General features: G+C 68.2%; 14 protein-coding genes. 5 read left to right on the top strand and 9 right to left on the bottom strand.

The window, feature by feature from the left end:
* Positions 1-28 precede the first annotated feature (28 nt).
* From QTI24_RS10515 to QTI24_RS10485, 7 genes are all read right to left on the bottom strand, one after another.
* On the bottom strand, positions 29-928 hold the full coding sequence (locus QTI24_RS10515; RefSeq protein WP_286600245.1) for a GIY-YIG nuclease family protein: 900 nt from the start codon (positions 926-928) through the stop codon (positions 29-31).
* 8 nt (positions 929-936) lie between these two features.
* Positions 937-2,043, bottom strand: coding sequence for an aminotransferase class I/II-fold pyridoxal phosphate-dependent enzyme (locus QTI24_RS10510; protein ID WP_286600244.1), 1,107 nt, complete (start codon positions 2,041-2,043; stop codon positions 937-939).
* A gap of 21 nt (positions 2,044-2,064) precedes the next feature.
* On the bottom strand, positions 2,065-4,194 hold the full coding sequence (locus QTI24_RS10505) for a hypothetical protein (protein ID WP_286600242.1): 2,130 nt from the start codon (positions 4,192-4,194) through the stop codon (positions 2,065-2,067).
* A gap of 22 nt (positions 4,195-4,216) precedes the next feature.
* A complete protein-coding gene (locus QTI24_RS10500) occupies positions 4,217-5,479 on the bottom strand; it encodes a hypothetical protein (RefSeq protein WP_286600241.1) in 1,263 nt (420 codons plus the stop codon).
* A gap of 3 nt (positions 5,480-5,482) precedes the next feature.
* Positions 5,483-6,187, bottom strand: a complete 705-nt coding sequence (locus QTI24_RS10495; protein ID WP_286600240.1) for a hypothetical protein — start codon at positions 6,185-6,187, stop codon at positions 5,483-5,485.
* Between the two features lie 59 nt (positions 6,188-6,246).
* Positions 6,247-6,855 (bottom strand): hypothetical protein, encoded by a 609-nt coding sequence (locus QTI24_RS10490; RefSeq protein WP_286600239.1) that lies wholly within the window; start codon positions 6,853-6,855, stop codon positions 6,247-6,249.
* 159 nt (positions 6,856-7,014) lie between these two features.
* Positions 7,015-7,545: a hypothetical protein gene (locus QTI24_RS10485; RefSeq protein WP_286600238.1), complete on the bottom strand. Its 531-nt coding sequence runs from the start codon at positions 7,543-7,545 to the stop codon at positions 7,015-7,017.
* A gap of 122 nt (positions 7,546-7,667) precedes the next feature.
* Between QTI24_RS10485 and QTI24_RS10480 the strand changes: the two genes are divergently transcribed.
* Positions 7,668-8,105 carry a hypothetical protein gene (locus QTI24_RS10480; protein ID WP_286600237.1) on the top strand — a complete coding sequence of 146 codons (438 nt, stop codon included), beginning with the start codon at positions 7,668-7,670 and terminating at the stop codon, positions 8,103-8,105.
* Positions 8,106-8,204: 99 nt separating this feature from the next.
* Here the strand turns inward: QTI24_RS10480 and QTI24_RS10475 are convergent, their stop codons facing one another.
* Complete coding sequence (locus QTI24_RS10475) at positions 8,205-9,311, bottom strand: OmpA family protein (RefSeq protein WP_286600235.1); 1,107 nt, start codon at positions 9,309-9,311, stop codon at positions 8,205-8,207.
* A 228-nt stretch (positions 9,312-9,539) separates the two neighbouring features.
* Positions 9,540-10,004 carry an Lrp/AsnC family transcriptional regulator gene (locus QTI24_RS10470; RefSeq protein ID WP_286600234.1) on the bottom strand — a complete coding sequence of 155 codons (465 nt, stop codon included), beginning with the start codon at positions 10,002-10,004 and terminating at the stop codon, positions 9,540-9,542.
* 106 nt (positions 10,005-10,110) lie between these two features.
* Between QTI24_RS10470 and mdeB the strand changes: the two genes are divergently transcribed.
* The 4 genes from mdeB to QTI24_RS10450 all read left to right on the top strand — a co-directional run bounded on the left by mdeB (position 10,111) and on the right by QTI24_RS10450 (position 15,773).
* Positions 10,111-12,768 (top strand): alpha-ketoglutarate dehydrogenase, encoded by a 2,658-nt coding sequence (gene mdeB, locus QTI24_RS10465; RefSeq protein ID WP_286600232.1) that lies wholly within the window; start codon positions 10,111-10,113, stop codon positions 12,766-12,768.
* A 166-nt stretch (positions 12,769-12,934) separates the two neighbouring features.
* The gene (gene ltnD, locus QTI24_RS10460) at positions 12,935-13,837 is read left to right on the top strand and encodes an L-threonate dehydrogenase (RefSeq protein WP_286600230.1); all 903 of its coding nucleotides are present in this window, start codon (positions 12,935-12,937) and stop codon (positions 13,835-13,837) included.
* The gene (otnK, locus tag QTI24_RS10455; RefSeq protein ID WP_286600228.1) at positions 13,834-15,102 is read left to right on the top strand and encodes a 3-oxo-tetronate kinase; all 1,269 of its coding nucleotides are present in this window, start codon (positions 13,834-13,836) and stop codon (positions 15,100-15,102) included. The genes ltnD and otnK overlap by 4 nt, the downstream gene beginning before the upstream one ends.
* On the top strand, positions 15,099-15,773 hold the full coding sequence (locus QTI24_RS10450; protein WP_286600227.1) for a class II aldolase/adducin family protein: 675 nt from the start codon (positions 15,099-15,101) through the stop codon (positions 15,771-15,773). Before otnK ends, QTI24_RS10450 begins: the two co-directional genes overlap by 4 nt.
* The last annotated feature ends 104 nt before the right edge of the window (positions 15,774-15,877 follow it).

Here is a 15,877-nt window from a genome sequence, read left to right as displayed (position 1 = left end):
CCTTGATCTCATGGCTTCGCGAAGGGGCTCAGAAGGAGGCTTCGAAGGCCTGCTCGAATTCGCGCGACTTGACGTTGGCAAGTTGGCCGCCCTGCGAGCGGCGTCCGAAGCGGTCGATGACCGCGGCCTCGACGCGGCCAAGCTGCGCCGGCGTGGCGCCGCCCATCGGCGTCAGCTTGACGCTGAAGCGGCCGACGCCGAGCCGCAGGTGCGTGAGGCACCACAGGTGCTGCTGCAGCCGGCGCCGCAGCGAGTTGGCGCGGCCGACGTACAGCCGCTCGCCGCTTTTGTAGATCGTGTAGATGCCGGCTTTGGCCGAACGCGGATCGGCGATCGCCGCCGCCAGGCTCATCGTCCCCGGCGCCAGCTCTCCTTCGGGCGCGCTGCGGCCAAGCGGCTGGAACTCGAATTCCTCGGCCGGTGCGTCGGGCGGCGCGCCTGCCGATGAATCGGCTGGCGCATCTGCCGGTGCGCCCGCGCCGGCGTCCGGAGGCGCGCTCGGTGGTGTGGCTTCGGGCGGTGCCGCGTCCGCACCGGTTGGTGCCGCAGGTGCGGGGCCGCGTTGCAGGCATTCCTGGACGCAGCGCCAAGTGTCCGACCCCGGCGGAACGCCGAAGGGCTCGGCCACGAAGGGCATCGGGTAGCCCCCGCCCACCGGCGGCCAGGGCATCGGCGGGCGCGGCACGCGCGGGCGAGGGCGTGGGCGCTGCGGCGGGCGTGGTGGTGGCCGACGCTGCGCTGCGCGAGGCGCGGGCCCCGGTGGCCGGCGCGGTGCAGCCCTCTGCGGGCGAACGCGCCGCGGCGGCATCCGGCCGCGGCCGATCTCGCCGGCGAATGCTTCATCGAGGATCTCGAACGCTTCCTGCGAAGGTCCGGCCGCGAGCATGCCGGTGAAAGGCTGCTCGGCAAAGATGGCGGGGTGGTCCATGACGGCTCCTAGTGGATGGCGTGGGTCAGCGGCGCGAAGAGCGTCGCGGTGTGGCCGGCGCGCGCCAGCAGCTGCGCGACGCGGTCGATCTGCGCCTGGCAGTGCCGGGCGGTGACGATGAAGGTCAGGCGCGGCGCCAGCCCCGGGCAGCCGCGGGTCAGGAGGGCGCGCACGCCGCCGGCGTGGAGCCGGCGCCACAGCAGCGGCGCCAGTTCCGGGCCATGACGCGACACGAAGGACTGCACCGGGAACGGCACCCGGCCGACCGGCACCATCCCTACCTGCGCCAGCGTTTCGCGCAGCCGCAGCACGAGCCGCAGCAACCGCGCCCGCCAGCAGTCGCCGAATCGCTCGCCGAGCGCCACAGCCTGCCGTGCGGCAGCCACCGCCGCGCTCGACGGCGGACTGCAGTGCAGCCGGGTCTCGCTGCCGCGGAGGAAGCGCTCGACCAGCGCATGGCTGCCCGACAAGGCCGCCACCGGCGCGCCGAAGCCCTTGGCGAGCGAGGCGCCGACTGCGATGTGCGCGCCGCCGACGCCCTGCCAGCGGAGCGATCCGCCTCCGCCATGGCCGAAGGGACAGGCCGGCGAGGGCCCGTGGCCCAGGATGCCGAGCGCCTGAGTGTCGTCGAGGACCAGCGTTCCGCCGCTCTCGCTCGCGATGCGCGCATAGGCGGCGAGCGGTGCCGACCGGTTGCAGCCCGGGCAGAAGCCGTCGCAGACCACCACCGGCCGCAGGCCGTCGCGCAGCGCGCCCCGGACCAGTTGCTCCAGCGAGGCGCTGTCGTGATGGCCGAAGCGGCGCACCACGGCACCGGCCGCGGCCGCGCCCTCCGCGCTCCAGTGCAGGATCGGGTAGGCGCCGGCGTCGAGCAGCAGCACCGAACGCGTCTCGCGCGCCAGCTGCCGCAGCAGGTCCCAGAACAAGTGCAGCGTCGATGGCAGCAGCGTGGCTGCGGCCAATCCTTGCAGCCGGGCCAGCGCCGCGGCAGCGGCTCCGGCGCCCTCGGGCTCCGCGAGCGCCGCCGGCTGTCCCCGCGTCAGCGCAAACCAGGGCGGCAGGCTACTGCTCGCATGCCGCAGCCCGAGGTACAGCGCGCTCGTGAAGTCGGCCATGGCATGGCTCCGGCGGAGGTCTCAGGCCGCGCGCTGCTGGGTCGCCAGCCGCCGCTGCAGCAGCACCGAGGGCAGGGTCGCATCGACCTTCGCATCCGGCGACTCCAGCGCCAGCTCGACCCCGGTGACCGAGCGGTAGGCGTGGCTGTAGCCCTGGATCTGCGGCCGGAAGAAGCGCGCCCAGTTGAAGGCCTGCAGCGGGTCCTGCACATCGCTCCAGTGGCCCCAACGAATCGACAGCAGGACCTGCTCGCCGAAGATCGCCAGGTTGCGGAAGTGCAGCACGCTGGTGTCGGTCCAGCCCTGCACCTTCTTCATCGCATCGACGCGGTCCATCCAGGGCTCCGGGTAGGCGGTCATGATGCGGGTCGGCAGGAACTCGCGAAACTCCGGCCGCGCCAGCAGCCATTGCTGCATCAGCATCTCGATGCGGGCGGTGGACGGCAGGTCGCCGAACTGGTTGTGCGCGCCCTGCGACAGGATCAGGTGCACTTCCTTCAGCGCATTGAGCACCGGGAAGGCGTCGGCCTTGACCGTCGTGTCGTCGTCCTGCTTGAAGAAGCTGGTGCAGTAGCGCAGCAGGTTGTGGAAGGCTTCGATGAATCGCGAGCGGCTGTCGGCCGCCTGCATGCGCTGCACCGCCTTGCCTTCGAGCCGCAGCCCGTAGTGATGGTCGTATTCGTAGTTGCGTCGCACGATGCTCAGGCGGTGCTGCTCGTCCTGCACGTAGCCCCACAGCACGTTGTTGAGCGGGCGCAGCGGGTCGATCTCCAGGTTGGCCAGCGGGTCGCGCTCACCCGAACGCACGTTCTGGAAGCGGCGCGCGATGCTGTTCATGGTCTGCACCAGCATCCCTTCCTCGTGCCAGTAGGACCAGATCAGTTCGAGCAGGCAAGGGTTGGCCAGCTTTTCCTGCAGGATGCCGGTGCACTGGCCGACGCTTTCGAGATCGGAGTCGAGCCCTTGCAGCTTGATCCCGATGTCGGGCAGCTTGGAGCGGATCACCGCCAGGTAGGGGAGCGTCCGGTCCTGGACCCTGCCGCCGCGGAACGGCACCAGGTACTGGTCGGTGAACACCGTTTCTACCTCCGCGAGCCCGGGCGGGGGCAGGTCGCGGCGCTTCAGGTAGGCGAGGTCGCCGTCCCTGTCGAACGGGCGTGGCGGCCGCAGCACGCCGCAGTTGACCATCACGAAGGCTTCGGTCGCCGCCTTGACCACACGGTAGGCGTCCGAGTCCGTGAACGGCAACAGCCGCTTCGGGCGGAGTTCCTCGCGGAAAGTGCGGCGCTTCTCCTGGAAGCGAGCCTGCTCGAAATCAGGCAGGTCCGGCGAGTCCGTCTCCCCGCAGAACAGCGTGTCCATGTAGTGCAGGTAGTTGTTGAACGCCAACTGGCCGGTGCTGTTGAGGATGCCTTGCCAGAGCGACAGGTCCGACGTCGTCACGGTGGCGGTGCGCTGCAGCGCGACGCCGATGTCACCGGTGACCGGCTGCGGTGTCTTCTCGCTGCCTTCGAATTCGGCCACGACGCCGAGACCCGCCTTGTTCCTTCCGCCAGGCACGTCGGGCACGGTGGACACAGGGACGAAGGGCACGAACGCGTCCATGCGGAGCTGTTGCAGGCCCGTCGTGGCAACGTGATAGCGCCAGGCGTTCGGCACATTGGGGATGGGGCGCATGCTCGCCGGCGCATCGACCTCCAGCTCGATCTGGTCCGAATAGTTGTACTCGATGCGCACCTCGACGTCGTCGCCGACCTGGGGCGAGCGGCATGGATTGGGCGTGCAGTCGGGATTCAGCAGCATCGCCGTCGTCCTGACGTCGAGCCCGAGCTCGAAGCAGACGTCGTGAACGCCATTGCACTCCACCGTCACGTGCGACGGGTTCTGGGTCGGCTCAGGCACGTGATGGCAGATCACGTGGTAGTTGCCCGCAGGCTGCTTGGGAAACACGCCGCGCCCGTCTCCTTGCGTGCTGGCGGTGGTCACGTAGTGATCCACGTGGCCCAGCTTCGCGCTCTTGCCTGCCGGCGGAGCGGGCTCGATGCGGAAGAGGCTGCAGCTCGCATCGGACAGCGGTCTGCCGTTGTCGTGAACGCTGAAGCAAATGATGCCGGGGCGGTCGGTGCCGGTGGCAAAGGGGGTGGTGGTCATCTGAGTTCTCCTTGAACAACGGTCATGCCGGATTCGCGTCGCGCAGCGAGCCGCGCAACGCCCAGTGCGTCAGCAGCTTCGCGAACAGGTGGCTTTCTTCCTCGGGCGTGAGCTGCCCATTGGCACGGGCCTGGCCCAGCACCGCGAACACCAGCGTCGGCCCCGCGCGGTACATCGCCGCCGGTGCGCCGCGCCAGGTCTGGAACAGTGCGGAGAGCCGCGCCGGCTGGTGTTCGGCCACGCCGAGCGCTTCTCTCAGCGAACGACCGCGCAGGCTGCGCGGACGGTGGTCCACCAACAGGCCGACGAAGCCCGGCATCGCCGTCAGCAGTTCGTCGAACAGGCGGCGGGTGCCGGCGTCCAGACCATCGAGCGGGTAGTACGAATCCCACAGCGCAGCCAACCGCGCCCACTGCGGATGCGGATACATCGCCATCCCCATTGCGCAGGAGAGCCGCACGCGGATCCACGGCACGGGGTGCGGATCGTCCAGGTTGAGCCGGAACATGAAGGCGCGCGGCAGGCTCACCACGCCCATCAGCCCCATCGTGGCCGTGATGCCCAGACGGGCACAGGACCAGAAGTCGCTGAGGATCTCGCCGATCCAGCGCTCGAACAGCCGCCAGGCATTGCCGCCGCTGCGCTGCATGCCCTGCAGCAGCGGCCGCAGCGAGTTCGCGAGATCGAGCAATGCCGAGGCCTGGTGGCCCACCTCATGGATCAGCGACGAGGCGATGCCGCTGCCCACCATGCGCTCGCGCGGCACGCGGATCACCGCCACCGGGCTCTCGCCGCCGCCCGGCAGGCGGGTCCGCGCGCGACGGATCGCGGCACCGACGCCGCGGTCCAGGTAGCACATGAGCGGCGGCACCTCGTAGTAGCCCGGCAGCGCCAGCGCGTCGGCGGCGACGATGTCGAGCCCGCAGAGCCAGACGCCGGTGTCGTGCTCGCTGCGCTGCGAGATGACGTCGTTGAAGAGGTCGAACTGCGTCAGCACGGCGTTGAACTTGAGGCGCAAGATCGTGAAGCGGCGCTGCGCCTCCGCCGCGCTCGCCCGCCGCGCCGGCGCGCCGTGCAGCCAGGCGAGAAAGCCCAGCACCATCGCGCGCATCTCGCGCCGGCCGGCCACCAGGTAACGCTCGGTCGCGGCCTGCGCGCCGGGCTGGAGCGCGGCGGCCGGCAGCATCGGTTCGAGCAGCGCGAAGGGCTTGACCCGGGACAGGCGCGTGAGCAGGGCGCGCGCCTCCTGGGCGAGCATCCATGCGGCGAAGGGGCTGATGGTCATCGCTCACACCCCGTAGAGCACGATCTTGTTGCCGCGGCGCATCCAGCGGCCGCTGCGGCCGCCGCCCGTGCCGGACGAGCCGCCGGCGGCGCTGCGCGCGGCATTGAGCAGTCCAGGGGCCAACTTCTGGGCGGCCGAGATCGCAGCGCTTTGCGCCACCGCGCGCGGGTCCGCGCCTGCAGGCGCAGAGGTGGCCTGCTTCACGGTGTCGGCGGCCAGCCGCACGAACTGCTTGGCGCCTTCGAACTCGCGCTCTTCCTGCTCCAGCGACTCGGCCTCCAGCCCCAGCGCGCTGCCGGCTGCCGATGCCAGGCCGCTGCCGATCTTGGCGCCCAGTGGACCACCCAGGTAGGCGCCGACCGCGCCGCCGGCCAGCGGAAGCGCCTTCTTGGCCACGCCCTTGAGCACGCCGCCCACGGCCTGCCCGATGGGAGAACGCACGGCAGAGCCGACCGCGCGCGCGGCACGGCCCAGCAGGTTGCCGAGGAAGCGGTCCAGCTCGGCCTCGTTCGTGACCTCGAGCAACTCGCTCGCCAGCTCGGCCTCTTCTGCTTCGCCGAGCACGGTCTCGCCGTAGCTCTCGAAGCTCTCGCCGTAGCTTTCGCCGTAACTCTCGCCCGACCATTCCTGCTGGCCGAACTCGTAGGCGCCGGATTCGTAGCTGGACTCGGGGTTGTACTCCAGCTGGGTGCGATCGATGTCATGCATAGCGGTCTCCTTGGGTGAAGCGGAAGAGGCGCGAACGCCTCGGCGGTGATCCCTGCGGATCAGGGGTTCAGCACGGTCACGCCCGCGCCGTGGCGAGCCCATCGGCCTGCGGATGCGGAAGGCGCCGCGCCGGGTGCGTCGAGCACTTGCGTCCAGCCCGGCGCGAAGCGGCGCGCGGCACGCCGGGCGGCCCAGCGCGCGGCGGCGGCCGGCGACAGGCCGGCGGGCGCGATGGCGAGCTGGTGAGCGGCTTCACGCGTCAACTGCGCGAAGCGGCGCGCCAACTCGAATTCCTGGTCCTCGGGCGACAGCCCTTCGAGCTCGATGCCGAAGAAGCGGCCCATGCGCTTGTAGGTCGTGCCGGCCTGCCGGGCGGTCGCGCCGGCCACCAGCGGCAGCGACTGCCGGGCCGCGGTACGCAGCAGCGAGACAAGCTCGGCCGCTGCCGGGGCGACTGCATCGTGCGGCGCGTGGGCGCGCACCATGCGGCCCAGCGTCGTGGACAGGTGCTGCCCGCTGGCGGCGTTGAGCAGCTCGGCGGCAAGGCCCGCGGACTCGGTGTCGAACGTCACGGCCTTGCGGCTTGCGCGACCCGTCGCCGGCCCTGTGGCGCGGGCGTCCTCGAAGAGATCGAAGTCAGGGCTGTAGCCCAACAGCATCCGGTTCATGGTCGGCCTTTCTGGCGGAACTGGCCTTGCTTTCGCATAGGCCGTGCCAGCCGGAAAGTGCCGCTTTCGGGGCGTCTGGAGCCGCCCGGCGCGAAGCGCGCTTCGTCTTCAGCCGCTCAGCGCCCGCGGCAGGCGAAATCCGCTTCGCCGCCGGTCGCCTTAGCGGGAGATGACCGCCCGGCGGTATGCGCGCCGCGCAACCCCGGCATACGACAAGGGCGTCAACGGCATGCCGATGACGTCGATGAAGACGGAGACATCGGCGCCCTTTGAGGGAACCTTGCCCTTCAGAACCCTGATCGTGTAGGACAGCGTGTCGCGCTTGAGAGCAGGCGACTGCAGCACGACCACGACCTGGTGCAGCGAATTGCCCTCGACCATCGAGATATCGGCATTGGGCGGGTCCGACAGAAAACTTTCCTTGCCCTTGCTCCAGAACGGGACGAAATCCGCAGTCTTCATGTTTCCAGCGATGCGCTCGGGACGATCGGTGAAGAACACGGTGATCGGGCTCACCGCTTTCAGCGTCAGCAGTCCAGTTGCCCTGTCATAGGTCATGCTCCTGGCTGTCTGCACGAACAGGAAGTCCGCCTCCTTGGGAGCGTCGGCGTTCTCCGCCAGAGCAGATCTCAGCACGGACGCGGGGGCGAGCAAGGCTGCCGAGGTCACGATGGTGCGACGAGTGGTCATGAAGATCCCTGTGCGTTGATGCATCCGTGCCAGCATTGTGGCGGGACCGGCCCCTGCGTGCAGCAGTCCTACAGAACTTTAGGCCTAGTGTTGAAAACGTGCTGTCCGGTTAGATTTTGCTGATGAACCGGCACACTGCAACCGCCCTCTTCGTCCATGCGTCCGATCTCGATGTCGAATCCCTGCTTGGCATGTGGCCGAAGAGCATCACCGGGAAAGTCATTCCGCTCGGCGCATCAGCCTTTGGCGACCTGTTTTTTCAAAGGCCCGAAGGAAACGTCGAGAAGCTCGACGTACTTCGCGGCGGTGTTCACTACGCCGCTGCCAGCCTGGAAGAATTCAAGCTGCTGATGAACTCCAGGTACTGGCGCGATGCCAACCTGATGAGTCATGGAATCGACGTTGCCGCAAGCAAGGGAATCGCCAGAAAGCAAGGGCAGTTCTTCGGGTTCGGGAAGCACCCTTCGCGCTCGGGCCGGATCGACTGGGCTTCGTTGATGTCTCTTGAGGCGACGGCATGGCACGCCATTTGCGCCAAGGCGCTGGACTGTACGCGTTGAAGGACGCATGAGCGGCGCCGCTCTTTCCGTCGCCCTACGCGCGCCGTGCGCAGGCCACCAAGGCGACTATCACGTCGTCTTGGTGGCAGTAGCGCACCCTTAGCCCGGCTGCTCGCCCGTGGCGCGGATATCCACTCGGCGATTCGGCTCGAAGCAGGCAATGAGCGCAGTGCGGTTCCTGGCCTTGCCCTGGGCTCTGCAATCGGCTTCTGTGACCTTCAGCTCCGAGAAACCGCGGCCTTCGGTCGTGATGATGTTGGCCGGCACGCCTTGGGCGACCAGGTAGTCGCGCACGGAGTTGGCCCGTGCCACGGACAGGCGCTGGTTGAACTCGGCGCTGCCGATCGGATCGGTGTGCCCGACGATGGAGATCGCGCGCAGCCGGATGCCCGAGGCCTTGAGCTCCGCGAGCGTGTTGTCGATGCGGGTGCGGCCGGTAGGCGTCAAGTCCGACTTGGCGAACGCGAACGTGCCGTCGGCTTTGAGCTCGAAGGCGCGCGCCGCTGGCGGTGGCGGTGGGGGCGGTGGTATCGCCGCTCGCGGGGCGGGCGGCGGCGCCGCCTGCGCCACTTGGGGGGCGGGCCCGAAGGGGATCTGCAGGCCCACCGAGAAGATCCAGTCGTTCATGCTCGAGCGGCTTGCAAGCCTGGTGTTGTTCACGCTGTCGACGTAGCGGTAGCGTGCGTCGGCCACCAGGCGGCCCCAGGAAGAAAACGGCCAGACGATGCCGACGCCCGCGTTGGCCATGAAACTCGTGTGGCTGTCGTTGCCGAAGAACGTCTCCACCTTGTTGTCGATGGCACCGATGCCGCCCACGAGATAGGGGTGCACGCTGCTCGATGTCCAGCGGTTGACGCCCTGGCGGCCCAGGAAGAACCACTGCGCGTCGAGCGTGCCGCTCCAGTTCTTGTATTTGTCAGTGCTGTTGAAGACGCCAAAGGCGGTGCCAAACTTGCTATCGAGCTCCTCGTACATCGCGCGCAACTCGATGTTCCAGTTGGGGCTGATTGGCTTGCCGATGGATACGCCTCCGCCCCAACCGTTGTCGGCGTTGCGGTCGCCGTCCGGATGGACGTAGGCGCCGAAGGGCGTGATGTACCACCGGTTGTCGTAGTACTGGTCCGCTGCGAAAGTGGTCTGCGCAAGGCAGGCGCCATACGGAAGGGCAAGCACGCAGCAAGCTGCAAGGGTGCGTCGGTCGAACATGAAAGCCTCACTTTGTTGATGTTGAGAGCCTCAGCCGGAGCCAGTGGAGGGGAACGATAGGTGCGGCCAAGCCCACCGATCCGTGCATACGCAACCGTGTGTGTCGCGCTCTGGTCAACTCGGCCACCTTCGGTTGCACTTCTTTCAGGTGGAACCGCGAGATTTGCTCGCGTGCAACGCTTGGCCCCAAAAACGCAGAGATCGATCTCCCCGCAGCTTTGCTTGAGCCTATTGCGGCAGCGGAAGCGCCGTCTTGTAGCGCACCTGCTTGAGCGCAAAGCTGGAGCGGATCTTCTCGATCCCGGCGATCGGCGTGAGCTGTTCGAGGATGAACTTCTCGAGCGCCCCGATGTCGGCGACGGCGACCCGGATCAGATAGTCGCTATCGCCGGTCATCAGGTAGCACTCCATGACTTCGTCGTGCTCCGCGATGCGTTGCTCGAACTCGGCCAGCGACTGCTTGCTCTGCGTCTTGAGGCTGATGGAAATGAACACGTTGAGGCCGAGGCCCAAGGCGCTCGCGCTGGCCAGTGCGACGTAGCGCTGGATCACGCCGGTGCTCTCGAGCGCCTTCACGCGCGCCAGGCACGGCGAGGGCGACAGATGCACCCGGCGCGCCAGTTCCACGTTCGAAATCGCGCCGTCGCGCTGCAGTTCGTCCAGGATGCGGAGATCGATCGCGTCGAGTTGCATGAAATGCTGTGCAAGAGCCAAATCGCGGCATTCTATGTGGCTGTCGACCGCTGAAATGGGTGGAAACGGCATCTCATTTCAAAACTCGCGGCCTAAAGTGCGGTCTATGAACGCCCCGATATCCCCCGATCAGTTGCGCGCATTGCTCGACATGTCCCTTCACGATGCCGACCCCGTCGAAACCGCCGAATGGCGCGATGCCTTCGTCGCGCTGGCCGAAACACACGGCCCCGAGCGGGCGCGCTGGATGCTGGACGAACTCGCGCGCATGGCGCGGGCGCAGCGCATCGGCTGGCAGCCCGAACTGTCGACGCCGTACGTCAACACCATCGCGGTCGAGGCCCAGCCGGCGTTCCCCGGCGACCTCGCGATCGAGGAGCGTCTCGCGTCGCTGATGCGCTGGAACGCGCTCGCGATGGTCGTGCGCGCCAACCAGGCCTATGGCGAACTCGGCGGCCACATCGCGAGCTACGCGAGTGCGGCCGATCTGTTCGAGACGGGGTTCAACCACTTCTTCCGTGCGCGCACCGAGGCGCATCGCGGCGATCTCGTGTTCTTCCAGCCGCACAGCGCTCCGGGTGTTTATGCGCGCGCCTTTCTCGAAGGGCGCCTCAGCGAGGAAGACCTGACCCATTACCGGCAGGAACTCACCGCACCCGCCTTCACCGAGGGCAAGGGCGCACGGGGGCTCAGCAGCTATCCGCATCCGTACCTGATGCCGGACTTCTGGCAGTTCCCGACCGGCTCGATGGGCATCGGCCCGATCAGCTCGATCTACCACGCACGCTTCATGCGCTACCTCACGCACCGCAACCTCCTGAACTGCGAGGGTCGGAAAGTCTGGGGCGTGTTCGGCGACGGTGAGATGGACGAGCCCGAATCGATGAGCGCGCTCACGCTCGCCGCGCGCGAGAAGCTCGACAACCTCGTGTGGGTGGTCAACTGCAACCTGCAACGTCTCGACGGGCCGGTGCGCGGCAACGGCCGCATCATCGACGAGCTCGAAAAGCTCTTCGCCGGCGCCGGCTGGAACGTGATCAAGCTCGTCTGGGGCAGCGACTGGGACGGCCTCTTCGCACGCGACGTGAACGGCGCGCTGGTGCGTGCCTTTGCGAACACGGTCGACGGCCAGATGCAGACCTTCGCGGCCAAGGATGGCCGCTACAACCGCGACACCTTCTTCGGCCAGGACGAGGAACTCGCGCGGCTCGCCCAGGGCATGACCGACGAGCAGATCGACCGCCTGAAGCGCGGTGGCCACGACCTCGTGAAGATCCATGCCGCCTACGCCGCCGCTGCCGCCCATCAGGGCCAGCCCACCGTGATCCTCGCCCACACCAAGAAGGGCTATGGCATGGGCAGTGCGGGGCAGGGAAAGATGACCACGCACTCGCAGAAGAAGCTGGACGACACCGACCTCATCGAGTTCCGCAACCGCTTCAACCTGCCGCTCACGGATGAGCAGGCCACGAAGGCCGCCTTCTACAAGCCGGCCGACGACAGCGCCGAGATGCACTATCTGCTGGGGCGCCGCGCCGCGCTCGGCGGCAGCATGCCGCGCCGTGAGACCGCCTGCGAGGTGGTCGCCAAGCCCGACATCGCGGCCTACGCGCAATTCGCGGTGGCCGCCGCGGGCAAGGAGATGAGCACCACCATGGCCTTCGTGCGCATGCTGGGCAATCTCATGAAGGACCCGGCGCTCGGCCCGCGCGTGGTGCCCATCGTCGCGGACGAGGCGCGCACCTTCGGCATGGCCAACCTATTCAAGCAGGTCGGCATCTATTCGAGCGTGGGCCAGCGCTATGCGCCGGAAGACATCGGCTCGGTGCTCTCGTACCGCGAGGCGACCGATGGCCAGATCCTCGAGGAAGGCATCAGCGAGGCCGGCGCCATCGCGAGCTGGACGGCTGCTGCCACCAGTTACAGCGTGCATGGCCTGGCGATGCTGCCCTTCTACATCTACTACTCGATGTTCGGCTTCCAGCGCGTGGGCGACCAGATCTGGGCCGCCGCCGACCAGCGGCCGCGCGGCTTCCTGCTCGGCGCAACCTCGGGCCGCACCACGCTGGGCGGAGAGGGTCTGCAGCACCAGGATGGATCGAGCCACCTCATCGCCGCCACCATTCCGAACTGCAAGGCCTACGACCCGGCCTTCGCGGGCGAAATGGCGGTCATCGTCGACGCCGGCATCCGCGAGATGCTGGTCGAGCAGAAGGACGTGTTCTATTACGTCACGCTCATGAACGAGAACTACGCGCAGCCTGACTTGTCTGCGGGCGCGGAAACCCACGTGCTGCGCGGCTGCTATCGCTTCGACGGCTGGAAGGGCGCGCAGCCGAAGTCCGTGAGCGCGAAGGTCACGCTGCTCGGCTCCGGCGCGATCCTGACCGAAGTCATCAAGGCCGCGCAGATGTTGGCCGGAGAGGGCATTGCCGCCGAGGTCTTCAGCGTCACGAGCTGGAGCGAGCTGGCCCGCGACGGCCGGGCTTGCGAAGAGCGCGCGCTGGCGGGCGACCCGAGCCCGGGCACGCCGTTCATCGCGCAGCAATTGGCCGGCGGAAGCGGCCCGGTGGTTGCCGCGACCGACTATGTGCGCGCCGTGCCAGAGAGCGTCCGCGCCTTCCTGCCCGAAGGCCGCCGCTACCTCACGCTCGGTACCGACGGCTTCGGCCGCAGCGACACCCGTGCCGCGTTGCGGCAGTTCTTCGGTGTCGATGCCCAGAGCATCGTGCGGGCCGCACGGCACGCACTGGCGCCGCGCTGAAACGTCTCCGGTTTCGACGTGTCGCCATGAGGGGTTAGTCCCGTTGTGATGCGGTCGCGAATTTCTATGATGGCCCCCTGATCCCGCGCGGCCCGCCAGGCGGCCGGCGCGGACGCCAGCGCGTTTCTCGCGTGCTGGCCTTCCTTCGAAACCCTCGGGACCATCCATGAACAAAGCGGGACTCATCGGCCTGGGCGCCATGGGCGCAGGCATTGCGGGAACACTGCGCAGCAAGGGCTACGAAGTGCATGTGTGCGACGTGCGGCCTGGTGCGGCACTGCGCTTCGCCGAACAGGGCGGCGTCGCCTGGGCCACCCCGGCGCAGGTCGCGGCCGCGTGCGACGTGGTCATCTCCGTCGTCGTCAACGCGCAGCAGACCGAGGACGTGCTCTTCGGCGAAGGCGGAGCGGCTGCTGCGATGAAACCCGGCAGCGTGTTCGTGATGTGCTCGACCGTCGACCCCAACTGGTCGATCGCGCTCGAAGAGCGTCTGAACGCCTCGGGCATCCACTACATCGACGCGCCGATCTCCGGCGGCGCCGCCAAGGCCGCGAGCGGGCAGATGACCATGATGAGCGCCGCCCGGCCCGAGGCCTACGCGAAGGCCGACCCGGTGCTCGACGCCATGGCCGGCAAGGTCTACCGCCTGGGCGACCGCGCCGGCGCTGGCAGCAAAGTGAAGATCATCAACCAGCTGCTCGCCGGCGTGCACATCGCCGCGGCGGCCGAGGCCATGGCGCTGGGCCTGCGCGAAGGCGTGGCGCCCGATGCGCTCTACGAGGTCATCACGCACAGCGCCGGCAACAGCTGGATGTTCGAGAACCGCATGGCCCATGTGCTGGCGGGCGACTACACGCCGCTGTCGGCGGTCGATATCTTCGTGAAGGACCTGGGGCTGGTGCTCGACACCGCGCGGGCGAGCAAGTTTCCGCTGCCGCTCGCGTCCACCGCGCACCAGATGTTCATGCAGGCATCCACCGCGGGCTTCGCGAAGGAGGACGACAGCGCCGTGATCAAGATCTTTCCGGGCATCGAGCTGCCGCCCTCCACCAAGGCGGGCAAGCCATGACGCTCCTGCTCGGCTGCATCGCCGATGACTTCACGGGCGCGACCGATCTCGCGAACAACCTCGTGCGCGCGGGCATGCGCGTGGTCCAGACCATCGGCGTGCCGGCCTCGCCGCTGGCGGCGGAGGTCGATGCGGTGGTGGTGGCGCTCAAGTCGCGCACCATCGCGCCGGCCGAAGCGGTGGCGCAGTCGCTCGACGCGCTGCGCTGGCTGAAGGTGCAGGGCGCGCGGCAGGTCTATTTCAAGTACTGCTCCACCTTCGACAGCACGGCCGAGGGCAACATCGGACCAGTCACCGAGGCGCTGATGGATGCGCTGGACTGCGACTTCACCATCGCCACGCCCGCGTTCCCGGACAACAAGCGCACCGTGTTCAAGGGCTACCTGTTCGCGGGCGACGTGCTGCTCAACGAGAGCGGCATGCAGAACCATCCGCTCACGCCCATGACCGACCCGAACCTCGTGCGCGTGATGCAGGCGCAGACGCGGCGCAAGGTCGGGTTGATCGACTACGCCACCGTGGCAAGGGGCGCTGCGACGATCGGCGAGCGCATCGCGCAGCTGCGCCGCGATGGCGTGGGTGTCGCCATCGTCGATGCAGTGTCCAACGACGATCTGATGCGCCTCGGGCCCGCGCTCGCCGACATGCCGCTCGTCACCGCAGGCTCTGGTGTGGCGATCGGCCTGCCGGCCAACTTCGGGCTCGCGCCTTCGTCCGCCGCCAGCGTGCTGCCCGCGGCGAGCGGCTTGCAGGCGGTCGTCTCGGGCAGCTGCTCGCTCGCGACGAATCGGCAGGTCGCGGATTTCATCGCATCGGGCCGCTCGGCCCTGGCGATCGATCCGGTGCAGATCGCTTCGGGCATCAACGTGGTCGCGCAGGCGTTGGCCTGGGCGGCGCCACTCATCGAGCAAGGGCCCGTGCTGATCTATTCGACGGCGGACCCCGAGGCCGTCAAGTCGGTGCAGGGGCGCCTCGGTGTCGCGGAGGCGGGCGCCATGGTCGAGGAAGCCATTGCCGCCATTGCACGTGGGCTGATCGAGCGCGGTGTGCGGCAATTGGTCGTGGCGGGCGGCGAGACCTCGGGCGCGGTCGTGCAGGCGCTTGGCATTGCTCAGTTGCAGATCGGTGCGCAGATCGATCCGGGCGTGCCGTGGTGCCATGCGCACAGCGATGCGGCCGACGGTGCGGGCCTTCACATCACGCTCAAATCCGGCAACTTCGGCAGCGACGATTTCTTCACCAAAGCCTTTACATTCCTCGGATGAACGAGAGCCACGCGAGAGAAGAAATCTGCCGCATCGGCCGCAGCCTCTTCGAGCGCGGCTACGTGCACGCCACTGCCGGGAACATCAGCATCCGGCTCGACAGCGGCTTCCTGATCACGCCGACCGATGCCTGCCTCGGCTTTCTCGACCCTGCGAAGCTCGCACGGCTCGACGCCCATCTGCACCAGACCCACGGCGACCTCGCCAGCAAGACCATCGCCCTGCACGCGCGCATCTACGGCGCTGCGAGCCAGTTCGATGCGGGCACGCGCTGCGTCATCCACACGCACAGCACGCACTGCGTGGCGCTCACGCTGAACACGGCGGGCGCGGAGTTGCTCCCGCCGATCACGCCGTATTTCGTGATGAAGGTTGGCCATGTCCCGGTGATTCCGTACCACCTCCCCGGCGCGCCCGAAGCCGCGGCGCTGGTCGCGCAGACCATCGAGCGCTACGGCACGCAAGGCACGCCGCTGCGCGCCGTGATGCTCGACCGCCTCGGCCCCAACGTCTGGCACGACACGCCCGCCGCCGCGATGGCCGTGCTGGAGGAGCTGGAGGAAACCGCCAAGCTCTGGCTCCTGTCGAGCCAGGCGAAGCAAAGCGCGCCCGAACCCCTGGGCCCAAAGCAGATCAACGACCTGCGCCGCAACTTCGGTGCTAGATGGTGACTACCCCCCAGCCTCGCCCACTGCGTGTGGCTCGGACACCCCCCTCCGGGGGGCAACGCCGGCGGACCGGCGGAGCCGGATCCGTGGCATTTCTGGAATTGCGG

Source organism: Variovorax sp. J22P240 (genome assembly GCF_030316855.1).
In the GTDB taxonomy this organism is placed as follows: Bacteria; Pseudomonadota; Gammaproteobacteria; order Burkholderiales; family Burkholderiaceae_C; genus Variovorax.
This window is presented reverse-complemented; position numbering and strand designations above follow the sequence as displayed.

Coding starts and splice junctions, on each gene's coding strand:
- QTI24_RS10515 (WP_286600245.1), bottom strand. CDS start 928: ATGGACCACCCCGCCATCTTTGCCGAGCAGCCTTTCACCGGCATGCTC.
- QTI24_RS10510 (WP_286600244.1), bottom strand. CDS start 2,043: ATGGCCGACTTCACGAGCGCGCTGTACCTCGGGCTGCGGCATGCGAGC.
- QTI24_RS10505 (WP_286600242.1), bottom strand. CDS start 4,194: ATGACCACCACCCCCTTTGCCACCGGCACCGACCGCCCCGGCATCATT.
- QTI24_RS10500 (WP_286600241.1), bottom strand. CDS start 5,479: ATGACCATCAGCCCCTTCGCCGCATGGATGCTCGCCCAGGAGGCGCGC.
- QTI24_RS10495 (WP_286600240.1), bottom strand. CDS start 6,187: ATGCATGACATCGATCGCACCCAGCTGGAGTACAACCCCGAGTCCAGC.
- QTI24_RS10490 (WP_286600239.1), bottom strand. CDS start 6,855: ATGAACCGGATGCTGTTGGGCTACAGCCCTGACTTCGATCTCTTCGAG.
- QTI24_RS10485 (WP_286600238.1), bottom strand. CDS start 7,545: ATGACCACTCGTCGCACCATCGTGACCTCGGCAGCCTTGCTCGCCCCC.
- QTI24_RS10480 (WP_286600237.1), top strand. CDS start 7,668: ATGAACCGGCACACTGCAACCGCCCTCTTCGTCCATGCGTCCGATCTC.
- QTI24_RS10475 (WP_286600235.1), bottom strand. CDS start 9,311: ATGTTCGACCGACGCACCCTTGCAGCTTGCTGCGTGCTTGCCCTTCCG.
- QTI24_RS10470 (WP_286600234.1), bottom strand. CDS start 10,004: ATGCAACTCGACGCGATCGATCTCCGCATCCTGGACGAACTGCAGCGC.
- mdeB (WP_286600232.1), top strand. CDS start 10,111: ATGAACGCCCCGATATCCCCCGATCAGTTGCGCGCATTGCTCGACATG.
- ltnD (WP_286600230.1), top strand. CDS start 12,935: ATGAACAAAGCGGGACTCATCGGCCTGGGCGCCATGGGCGCAGGCATT.
- otnK (WP_286600228.1), top strand. CDS start 13,834: ATGACGCTCCTGCTCGGCTGCATCGCCGATGACTTCACGGGCGCGACC.
- QTI24_RS10450 (WP_286600227.1), top strand. CDS start 15,099: ATGAACGAGAGCCACGCGAGAGAAGAAATCTGCCGCATCGGCCGCAGC.